The following is a 10428-nucleotide window of genomic DNA, read 5'->3' on the forward strand; positions in this document are numbered from 1 at the left end:
ATTATCTCTCCACCAGCGCTACTTTTCGGTTGTACAAGTTCATCAACGCCGACGTTATCAAGCTCAATGTTAGGTATACACCCATCGTCATTGCGATGATTTCGATCGCTTGTCCAGTCTGGTTCAGCGTTGTACCAGCAAAGACCGAAACAAGGTCTGGGTAGCCGATTGCCATTGCCAACGAAGAGTTCTTCGTCAAGTTCAAGTATTGGCTTGTTAGAGGAGGGATAATGATTCGCAATGCTTGCGGAATCACCACCAGTTTCAATGTTTTTGCTCTTGGTAAGCCCAGCGACATAGCGGCTTCGGTCTGACCATGGTTCACTGCATTAATACCAGATCGAACAATCTCAGCAATAAACGATGCAGTGTAAACACTTAGCGCTAACAGAAGGGCTGCGAGCTCCGGAATAATGCTGATACCACCGCGGAAGTTGAAGCCTTTTAATTCTGGGTACTCTAAAGAGATCGGCATGCCTGTTACAAAGTAAACCACCAAAGGCAGACCAATCACTAGACCGAACACAATTCGTCCCATTGGTGTTTGTTGGCCTGTTAATCGCTGTTTGTTTTTAGCCCAACGATTGATTAAGAAACTTGCAATGACACCTATGATGAGTGCTGCAACCACAAGACCACCGCCAGCTTCAATTACCGGTGAGGGGAAGTAAAGACCGCGCACATTCAGGAAAACGGATTCGCCAAGACTTAAGCTTTGTCTTGGAGATGGAAGGGCTTGTAGAACCGCGAAATACCAAAAAAAGATCTGTAAAAGTAGAGGGATATTTCGGAACGTTTCAATGTAAACAGCCGCTAAACGACTGACCAGCCAGTTAGAAGAAAGGCGTGCAATCCCCATAACGAAACCTATGACGGTTGCGAGGATAATACCCAACACAGATACGAGTGCAGTATTAAGTAAGCCAATGACAAACGTACGCCCATAAGAGAACGTTTCGTCATATTCGATGAGTGTGAGTCCAATACCAAAGCCCGCTTCTTGATTAAGGAAACCAAAGCCGGTGGCGATACCACGAGCGTCGAGATTGGTTAGTGCATTGTTGATGATTGTGTAAAAGAAAAATACCAGTGCGGCGATGGCAATGATCTGAAAAATAGCAGAGCGAAAAGCTGGGTTATAAATCAGACTCTTGCTTCCGCTTGGTTTGGACATCGTACTTTGCGATGCATTATTCGTCGGTTTCATACAGCGATAACCTCAAACCCTTATATAGAATAGATTCAGCCAAGAAAAAGGGCGGCATGCACCGCCCTTATTTAACTCGTTTCTATCGGATAGGTGGTGCGTACATAAAGCCGCCTGCATTCCACAGCGCATTTACGCCGCGAGAAATCTTAAGAGGCGAACCAGTACCTACCGTACGCTCAAAGCTCTCACCATAGTTACCGACTTGCTTGATAACTTGGTAACCCCAATCGTCACGGATACCTAGACCTTTACCTTTAGGGCCGTCAACACCAAGAATGCGTTTGATGTTTGGATCTTTCGATTTCAACATTTCATCGGCGTTCTTAGAACTGATGCCATATTCTTCCGCATTCACCATTGCAAATAGCGTCCATTTAGCGATGTTGAACCATTGATCATCACCTTGACGAACAACAGGACCTAGTGGTTCTTTTGAAATGATTTCTGGAAGTACGGTTGCTGAAGAAGGGTCTTTAAGGTTTAAGCGAAGGGCATAAAGGCCAGATTGGTCAGTAGTAAGAACATCACATCGACCAGCATCAAAACCTTTAGAGGTTTGCGCGGCGGTATCAAATACCACTGGCTTATAAGCCATACCTTGGTTACGGAAGTAATCTGCTAGGTTAAGCTCTGTGGTTGTACCTGATTGCACACATACAGAAGCGCCATCAAGTTCTTTTGCACTAGAGATACCAAGATCTTTCTTCACCATAAAGCCTTGACCATCGTAGTAGTTAACGCCTACGAAGTTCAAACCAAGAGCAGTGTCGCGATGAAGTGTCCAGGTGGTGTTACGTGAAAGCACATCGATTTCACCCGATTGTAAAGCAGTGAAACGTTCTTTCGCGGTTAGGGGTACATATTTAACTTTCGTTTTATCCCCAAGAACGGCTGCGGCCAGTGCTTGGCAATATTCTACGTCGATACCTTCCCATTCGCCTTTAGAGTTAGGGTTTGAGAAACCAGGTAGACCGGTACTTACGCCACAAGTGATAAAACCTTGTTTTGTGACTTTGTCCAGAGTCGTGTCTGCTGCTTGCGCTGATGTCGTCATCATGGCAGTAGAAGCCGCTACGACGGAAGCAAGAACTGTGAGTTTATTTGCCATTTGTATCCTTCCTGTATGATCCATGTTTAATCAGGAGCGACCTGATACAACGTGTCCAATTTATTTGTGTTATCGTCCTATCTGGTTGATTTTCAATGAAACGGTAATCGACAAATCAACCAGTTATAAGCGTAGGTAAGGATCTGCTAATTCTCAAATATATAATTTAAAAAGAGTTTTGGAGAGAACTTACAAAGAACCTTGCGATTTAGAATGGCGAAATGTTAAATGTTTGTAAATAGTGCAACTGGTTGTCAAATTAGTGCATCAGAACAATCACTAAAAGAGTGTCAAAAACAAAAGGATAATAATTTGTTATTAAAAGTATCATTAGTAGAGGCGGGCTGAGTAAGCCGAAAATTTGAACAAAAATTATTTGTGACATCGAAACTAGGTGAACAGGTTGCCCTGTTTTTGGTAGCATGAATTTCGACAGTTATTTGAAGTAATCATGGATTGAAATGCGATATTTTCCTCTGTTCTTAGATTTAGTAGATAAACCCGTGCTGGTTGTAGGTGGTGGTGAAGTAGCAAGCCGTAAAGTAGAAGCCCTACTTAAAGCTGGGGCGGACGTTACGATTGTCTCCCCAAGCCTTGTCGACTTTCTTGATAAGCTTGCGCAAGAGCAACAAGTGCGATGGATTCAACGTTTTTATTCTAGTGACATTGTCACGAAATCGTTCATTCAAGTTTGGGCAACCACGGATAATCCAGAGTTAAACCATCAGGTTTACAAAGACGCTAAAGAGCTTGGCATATTAGTTAACGTTGTTGATGACAAGCCGTACTGTGATTTTATTACGCCTTCAATGATTAATCGTGGCCGCATTCAAATTGCCATTTCAAGTGGTGGCGCGTCTCCTGTTTTGATTCGAAATATTCGTGAAAAGCTTGAAGCTATTCTTCCGCAAAATATGGGATTGATGGCGGAGTTCGCTAACTCCAAACGCAATTCGATTAAAGAGGCACTACCGAGCGTCGACTTACGCAGGAAATTTTGGGAAAGTTATTTCTCTCATCCAGAAGTAGAGAACGCTCGCGATAATCGCGAATTGGAAATCATTTATCAACAAACCATGGCAAAACCTTTGGACGAGGAGGGAAGCTGTACCTGGATTCAAGTTGGGCAAGATGTCGAAATGCTGCCTATCAAAGCAGTCCGTTACATGCAGCAAGCCGAACTTGCCTTGTATTCGACGATGTGCGAAGTGGACGTCATGGAGTTGGTAAGAAGGGATGCTGAACGTGAACCTTTTAGAAGTGCCACCGAACTTTCTGATATGTTGACTAAAGCGAGAAAAGAAAACTTACGTGTGTGCGTGTTTGTACCTTCAGGGACGAGTGAATTCTCTTTATTGCAAGGGCAAGACCTAGTTATCTGATTATTTTGCATATAGTTTACGGACATAAAAAACGCCGACGAATAACTCGTCGGCGTTTTCAATTCTCGGTTTCCTCAATCGACAGGTGTTGATTGAGGAACCGAATTAATCACGGAAGTTGTTGTACTGAAATGGGATACCCATATCTGCTTCACGGATCGCTGTAATCGTCGCTTGGAGATCATCGCGCTTCTTACCTGTTACGCGAACTTTGTCGCCTTGGATAGAAGCTTGAACTTTAAGCTTTGCGTCTTTGATTAGCTTAACCACTTTCTTTGCGGTTGGTGTATCAATGCCTTGGCGGAAAGCAACGTTTTGGTGCCAGTTTTTACCTGTTGCTTCTGGATTTTTTGCGTCCATAGCATTTGCATCAATGTTGCGTTTAGCCAAGTGGCTACGCAGAATGTCACGCATTTGCTTGAGCTGAAACTCGCCTTCTGCTGACACTTTTACATTTTCTTCTACTAGCTCAAAGCTCGCATTCACATTGCGGAAATCGAAACGAGTAGACAGTTCACGGTTAGCGTTATCAACCGCGTTACGTAGTTCGACGGTATCGATTTCTGAAACAATATCAAACGATGGCATGAAGATTCCTTGATTATCTTGTTATAGGGAAATTACTTACTGGATTTAACTGCGGCTGCCAGCATATCTAGCATGGTTACAGTATCATCCCAACCTAGACATGGGTCAGTGATCGATTGACCGTAAGTTAGGTTGTTAATATCAGTCATTGGCTGATTGCCTTCAATAATGAAGCTCTCTGCCATAATACCAGCAATACGTGTGCTGCCTGACTTAATTTGGTCGCAAATGTCTTGAGCAACATCGATTTGTTTACGGTGTTGTTTTTGGCAGTTTGCATGACTGAAATCGACGATCAAACGCTGCGGCAAATCGAACTCTGCTAGCGCGTCACAAGCTTGCTTAACAGAAGCTTCGTCAAAGTTAGGGCCTTTCTCACCACCACGAAGAATAATGTGACCGTAAGGGTTGCCGCTAGTGCGGTACACCGTCATACGCCCATTCTTGTCTGGGGAGTAGAAGTAATGTGATGCTTTAGACGCACGAATCGCATCAATGGCAATTTTCACGTTGCCGTTAGTACCGTTCTTGAAGCCAACTGGGCAAGATAGGGCAGACGCCATTTCACGGTGAATTTGCGATTCAGTCGTACGAGCACCAATTGCGCCCCATGTGATCAAATCAGCAATGTACTGGCCTGTAATCATATCAAGAAACTCAGTAGCAGTCGCAAGACCAAGCTTGTTGATATCCAGTAGCAGTTTACGCGCTTTGTGAAGACCGGCTTCAAGCGCATAAGAACCATCTAGGTTAGGGTCAGTAATCAAACCTTTCCAACCAACTACTGTACGCGGCTTTTCAAAGTATGTACGCATAACGATGAACAGTTCGTCTTTGTACTGATCTTGAATTTCGCTAAGACGCGTCGCGTAGTCAATTGCCGCTTCAGTGTCATGCACTGAACATGGGCCAACGATAGCGAGGATACGGTCATCCTCACCAGTTAAAATCTTTTCAATTTGTCGACGAGATTGAGCGATACGGTCAGCTACATCATCAGTGATTGGATGTACACTACCTAGCTCTGCGGGTGTCGGCATTGGACCCAAAGGTTGGGTTCTCAATTCATCTGTTTTTATAGGCATGTTATAGCTTTATTCTCTATTGCGAAGCGGTAAAGATAACGGAATTATAGTTAGGAATAAACCGTTTCACGGGATTCTTATCTAGTAAATACCGAATTGTATGTACTGCTGTTGGTATTCATTGGTGTTGCTTATATATAAATGACAAAACATGCTCTGGATATCAATACATAGTTGTTTGAATTTATAACCGTTTTTTCTATTTGCTAACAGAATAATTGTGCCAAATCGTAAGCAAAGCGTTGTAGGTTGGGAGTTTCATATATTGTGACCATGTCACGCGAAAATGCGCAAACGATTTGTTTTTTAACCAAGATCGATTTCTCGTTAACATTTCTTTGACATCTTTGAAGTTTGTTGATTGACTGGTCAGACTAGTTTAAGGGGAGTTTCAAAATGTTTTCAGCGGTTCGTCGTGCAAACCTTTACCTCAATCTGTTTGGCTTTTCAAAAGTGCCTTTAATTTGGCTATGTCGACCGAAGATCCTTGCGATTGATGATCAGCATGTCGAAGTAAGAATCCCGCTCAAGCGAAGAACCAAGAATCATCTTAATAGTATGTATTTTGGAGCATTGGCTGTTGGGGCAGATGTTGCTGGTGGCTTTCTTGCTATGAGTAAAGCACAAGAGCAAGGAGAGAAGATTTCACTCGCGTTTAAAGGAGTAAGTGCTGAATTCTTAAAACGTCCTGAGGGTGACGTACACTTTGTCTGTCATGATGGCCCTGTGATTGATGAAATGCTCAAAATCACGCTAGAAACCGGTGAACGCGTTAATCGAGATGTGAAGATCACCGCATTGTGTCCAAAGATTAATGGTGATGAACCAATGGCCGAGTTCTCTTTAACGCTCTCCATCAAAAAAGCAGCCCAAAAGCAGGCTGCTTAACTTAAGAATGGTGACTGACGTTAGTTTAATTCAACTCTATTTTCTCAATAGACACGATTTTCGAACGGTTTAACACGACTTTCCAACGATAGAAGACAGGCTCGTCAGTGTGGTTGTCTTCTTTCACAATCACGTTGACCAAGTGTCGCTTCTCTACAGACTCTTTACTCACTTGCCCTTCGTTCAGGCGATATACGCGGTTAGAGCTTTTGTCCATCAAACGGATAATTGGGCGCAAACTGATGTTTAGCGTTTCACGAGTTTGTTCATAGCCACTCAAAAATAACGACGTCGCCATCTCCGTTTTTGCGTGGTAATGAAGAATTTGTTCTTCACGCTGGACGACGCGTTTCTTACGAATGTTCTGAATGCGATCAGGCAAGCTCGAAAGGGAGCGATAGTCCAACCATTCCAATTTTCGACCCACCACTTTCTTTGTTGTCGGGTCCATGTACTTCTTGCGCCACTTCGGTTTGCCTTTGCGGATCCAACGCCACATCGCGTCGCGTAGGTCATCTTTAAAGATTTCACGTAAAGCATAGATAAACGACATCGCAATGATAAAAGATGCAGAAATCTCTCCTAAGTAATCTCGGGCAAGAATAACGGTACTTGTGACCACGACCATCACCAAACCCGTGGCTATGCCCTTAATCGCACGCTTGATGTTGTTTCCCATCGACATCGTTTTTTCGCTTAAAACGATAGGGTGCTCAATCAAACGTCTCAGCAAACGCATTTTATTCGACAAACGAGTTACATCTTCAACGACACTCGGCGAGTTATAGTTGTTGAGTTTACGGTGGGCTTGCTCTTTCTCACATAAAGTAATCAGACGATCTTTAATTGTGCTGTAATCGCCTTCGCGAGGAAGGTGCGCGACAAGAGACAAAAATTTTTGCTCTGTGTACCAAGACAAGTAGTTATCAATGTTCACATAATAACGCTTGAGATTTTCTTCGTAAGGAATGGAACGTCTCAAGCGCTTAAGAATGTCGATAGTCAATTCGATGACTTCATCCACTTCTTCTGCGGTAACACTGTCGTTGTCATGCTTATTCAATGCTGCAACGGCTTTATCCAGAGCTGTGACGTATTGATACGCAAACAAACTCAAACTTACGCGATACTGTCGATTAGATAGGCGCCCTCGTTTGGCCAAGCGGCTATGCACGAGAGGTAGTAGCACTTCTGTACTGTAGTAAGAACGTTTTTGCGTGATGGAAGTGTAATAGAACTCAGACTCGCTGATGATGTCGGAGTTTAAACCTAATTCACCAGGCACAAAAATATAGATATCAAGATCAAGCGTTTTGCTCTTTGCCAATGCATGGCTAATTTTTAAGGTTATCGAATCCTGTTTGTCGACGGTGACCAAGGAAGGCTCCTGATTTTGCTAAAGCATCCTATACCCATAAGCGTCCATTAAGCACAATAACTTAAGGTCGACTAGGATAAGTAGTTGAACGACGACAGCATAGCAGAGAGGATGGTATTTCTCTCTGATTTTCTTGTCAGTTTGGGTATAATTCCCAGTAAATTTAAAAAGAGACAAATTCAATGATTAAAATTGGTCAAATTAACAGCTTAGAAGTCACTAAAACGGCTGATTTTGGCGTATTTTTGGATGGTGATGATTACGGTTCAGTCATGCTGCCTAATAAATATGTACCAGAAGGTACGAATGTAGGCGATCATATTGACGTATTTCTTTACTTTGATTCAGAAAGTCAGCTAGCTGCGACCATTGATAAACCCATTGCTCAGGTTGGCGAGTGGGGCCTAATGCAAGTCGAAGGTGTCAGTAGCACTGGTGCTTTCGTAAATTGGGGCATCAAAGAAAAAGATCTTCTTATCCCGTTTAGTGAGCAACGTGCGCGCTTTACCGCTGGTCAAAACATTCTGGTTTACGTGTACACAGATAAAGCATCTGGTCGTATTGTCGGTACAACTAAGTTCAATAAGTGGCTGGATAAAACGCCAGCAAACTATGAAGTGAACGAAGAAGTTAACCTAATCATCGCAGAACGTAGCCAACTTGGTTATAAAGCGATTGTGAACGGCGAGCATTGGGGAATGATCTTCCCATCGGATGTGTTCGGTAAGCTGTTTATTGGTAAAAAGCTGAAAGGCTACATTAAGCAAATTCGCGAAGACGGCAAAATCGACCTTGCGCTACAAAAAGTAGGCGTGGCGAAAATGGATGATCTTTCGAGTAAAATCCTAGAGCTTTTAGAGAAGAAGGGTGGTTTCCTACCTCTAAACGATAAATCTACGCCAGAAGCGATTTTTGCAGCTTTCCGTACAAGTAAAGGCACGTTCAAAAAAACCATCGGCGGTTTGTACAAGCAAGGTAAGCTCGTGATTGAAAAAGACGGTATTCGTCTCGCTGAATAGAGCTTTAAGTTGCTGGTGGCGGAGGTTCATCAAGTTCAAACTCGATTTGGACGAAAATAGCAGTAAAAAAAATGGCCCAAACTCGTCCTTATTTTGGGCCTAGGGGAAACGGCTCCTTTCATAGAGCCTGCGCTAAACTTTTGACCAACACATATTGTTGGTGAACATAGAGAGAAATGCCGTTTCAAAGCGATGCTTTGATATCTTCAGTTTAGTACAGGGGACTCGAATCGCTAGTGAACCCAGTTCCAATCATGCTTTAGAACCAAAAAGCCATCGTAAATACGATGGCTTTTCATTTATTTATAGCATTTCACTTTGCTACTAAAATAAGTTCTTATCTCGCACTAATTCGCGTGGAAGACCGTTTTTGATGCGGTTGCTTACCCATTTCCCAAGGCCAATAATGGCACCTTCGTACTTCACAAGAACTTCGCCTTTACCTGTCTTCATTTCAGCTGGAATGTTTTGAGGGCGAACATCGCGACCCATATACCATTCACGCGCTTCTTCGATGGTTAGTTCAATAGCATTACTTTCATTACAGGTTGCCAGAGCTGTCGCAACTTGGTGTTGCCAACGGTAGCCATTCTTATGCGCTTCGGCAATCTTGATACCCATGCGAGAGAAACGCAGTTCGCCAATCATCGGCTCTAGTGCGTCTGGGAAAAGCCACACATCTTTATCACGAATCCAAACCGTACTGTCTTCAGGTAACTTGATTTCCATTGCGCTTTGAAGCTGGTTAGCGATATCAGTGGATTCTTTGTTAGACGCTTTAACAAATGGGAATTTACCCATGCGTTTTTTGACTTTTGGTGCTTCTACGGCAGCAAGCTTACGTATACGTGCAACAAAGAAACCCTCACAGTCATACACTTGAGGGAAGATGTGCAAGAAGCCTTCTTCAGTCAACGCCGCCTCGGCATTATTAAACAGATCTTTTAAGCTCTCGAATTCAACCGCGTCACCAAATGTTTCTTTAAGATGATGGCAAACTTGTTGGTTTTCTTCCGTGCTCAACGTGCAGGTTGAATAAACCATCACGCCGCCGGGTTTAAGAGCGTGGAACGCACTTTCGATCAAATCTTTTTGAGTGTCTGCAATTTCAATGACTGATGTTTGCGTCCAGTTCTTCATTGCGTCTTCATCTTTACGCACGGTGCCTTCACCGGAACATGGTGCGTCTAACAGAACGGCATCAAATTGTTCTGGTAGCCAGCCACCAAACACACGACCGTCGAAGTTACTTAATGCTGCGTTACGCACACCACAACGTTCGATGTTTGCGTGTAGCACTTTTACACGACTTGCCGCGTATTCATTCGCGACCAAAACGCCTTCATTGTTCATTAAGGCAGCTATTTGAGTTGTTTTAGAGCCCGGAGCCGCAGCGGTATCGAGCACTGCGTCATACGATTCTTCATTCATGAATAAGGCGGATACCGGCATCATTGAGCTGGCTTCTTGAATATAAAACAACCCAGACATGTGTTCTGCGGTATTGCCTAATGGTACGAGCGATTCATCTGCTTCGATCCAAAAACCAGTCTCACACCAGGGTACAGGAGATAACTTCCAACCTTTTGCCTTTGCTCGCTCTAAAAACGCTTCTACGCTGACTTTCAACGTATTAACGCGAATACTCTTGCGCAACGGCTTTTGGCACGACGCTAGGAAGTCATCCATGTTGAGGTGAGCAGGAAGAATAGTTTTGATTTTTTCCAGAAATGCTTCTGGGATGTAAACATTAGGATGCAAAGTGGAATC

General features: G+C 43.4%; 9 protein-coding genes. 3 read left to right on the forward strand and 6 right to left on the reverse strand.

The features are described from left to right. Position 1: 1 nt before the first annotated feature. Positions 2-1207, reverse strand: coding sequence for an amino acid ABC transporter permease (locus L1076_RS17795; protein ID WP_038873025.1), 1206 nt, complete (start codon positions 1205-1207; stop codon positions 2-4). 82 nt (positions 1208-1289) lie between these two features. Continuing rightward, positions 1290-2318 carry an amino acid ABC transporter substrate-binding protein gene (locus L1076_RS17800; RefSeq protein ID WP_038881965.1) on the reverse strand — a complete coding sequence of 343 codons (1029 nt, stop codon included), beginning with the start codon at positions 2316-2318 and terminating at the stop codon, positions 1290-1292. A gap of 461 nt (positions 2319-2779) precedes the next feature. Between L1076_RS17800 and L1076_RS17805 the strand changes: the two genes are divergently transcribed. Continuing rightward, a complete protein-coding gene (locus L1076_RS17805) occupies positions 2780-3700 on the forward strand; it encodes an NAD(P)-dependent oxidoreductase (protein ID WP_039976839.1) in 921 nt (306 codons plus the stop codon). 105 nt (positions 3701-3805) lie between these two features. Here the strand turns inward: L1076_RS17805 and L1076_RS17810 are convergent, their stop codons facing one another. Both L1076_RS17810 and L1076_RS17815 read right to left on the reverse strand, forming a co-directional pair. Continuing rightward, on the reverse strand, positions 3806-4288 hold the full coding sequence (locus L1076_RS17810; RefSeq protein WP_237304189.1) for a YajQ family cyclic di-GMP-binding protein: 483 nt from the start codon (positions 4286-4288) through the stop codon (positions 3806-3808). Between the two features lie 32 nt (positions 4289-4320). After that, positions 4321-5373, reverse strand: coding sequence for a 3-deoxy-7-phosphoheptulonate synthase (locus tag L1076_RS17815; protein WP_038873016.1), 1053 nt, complete (start codon positions 5371-5373; stop codon positions 4321-4323). A gap of 396 nt (positions 5374-5769) precedes the next feature. Here L1076_RS17815 and L1076_RS17820 point away from each other — a divergent pair, with 396 nt between their 5' ends. Next, a complete protein-coding gene (locus L1076_RS17820) occupies positions 5770-6261 on the forward strand; it encodes a DUF4442 domain-containing protein (protein ID WP_038873013.1) in 492 nt (163 codons plus the stop codon). 25 nt (positions 6262-6286) lie between these two features. Here the strand turns inward: L1076_RS17820 and L1076_RS17825 are convergent, their stop codons facing one another. Continuing rightward, positions 6287-7639, reverse strand: a complete 1353-nt coding sequence (locus L1076_RS17825; RefSeq protein ID WP_038873010.1) for a hypothetical protein — start codon at positions 7637-7639, stop codon at positions 6287-6289. 182 nt (positions 7640-7821) lie between these two features. Here L1076_RS17825 and L1076_RS17830 point away from each other — a divergent pair, with 182 nt between their 5' ends. Continuing rightward, positions 7822-8658, forward strand: coding sequence for a S1-like domain-containing RNA-binding protein (locus L1076_RS17830; RefSeq protein ID WP_038873007.1), 837 nt, complete (start codon positions 7822-7824; stop codon positions 8656-8658). 324 nt (positions 8659-8982) lie between these two features. On the opposite strand, the gene rsmF is transcribed toward L1076_RS17830, so the two are convergent. Continuing rightward, positions 8983-10419: a 16S rRNA (cytosine(1407)-C(5))-methyltransferase RsmF gene (gene rsmF / locus L1076_RS17835; protein WP_237304190.1), complete on the reverse strand. Its 1437-nt coding sequence runs from the start codon at positions 10417-10419 to the stop codon at positions 8983-8985. Positions 10420-10428: the final 9 nt, after the last annotated feature.

Source organism: Vibrio sp. MMG023, assembly GCF_021654215.1.
Classification (GTDB): Bacteria; Pseudomonadota; Gammaproteobacteria; order Enterobacterales; family Vibrionaceae; genus Vibrio; species Vibrio jasicida.

Bases quoted from the DNA above. Each gene is read 5' to 3' on its own strand.
- L1076_RS17795 (WP_038873025.1), bottom strand. From the start codon at position 1,207: ATGAAACCGACGAATAATGCATCGCAAAGTACGATGTCCAAACCAAGC.
- L1076_RS17800 (WP_038881965.1), bottom strand. From the start codon at position 2,318: ATGGCAAATAAACTCACAGTTCTTGCTTCCGTCGTAGCGGCTTCTACT.
- L1076_RS17805 (WP_039976839.1), top strand. From the start codon at position 2,780: ATGCGATATTTTCCTCTGTTCTTAGATTTAGTAGATAAACCCGTGCTG.
- L1076_RS17810 (WP_237304189.1), bottom strand. From the start codon at position 4,288: ATGCCATCGTTTGATATTGTTTCAGAAATCGATACCGTCGAACTACGT.
- L1076_RS17815 (WP_038873016.1), bottom strand. From the start codon at position 5,373: ATGCCTATAAAAACAGATGAATTGAGAACCCAACCTTTGGGTCCAATG.
- L1076_RS17820 (WP_038873013.1), top strand. From the start codon at position 5,770: ATGTTTTCAGCGGTTCGTCGTGCAAACCTTTACCTCAATCTGTTTGGC.
- L1076_RS17830 (WP_038873007.1), top strand. From the start codon at position 7,822: ATGATTAAAATTGGTCAAATTAACAGCTTAGAAGTCACTAAAACGGCT.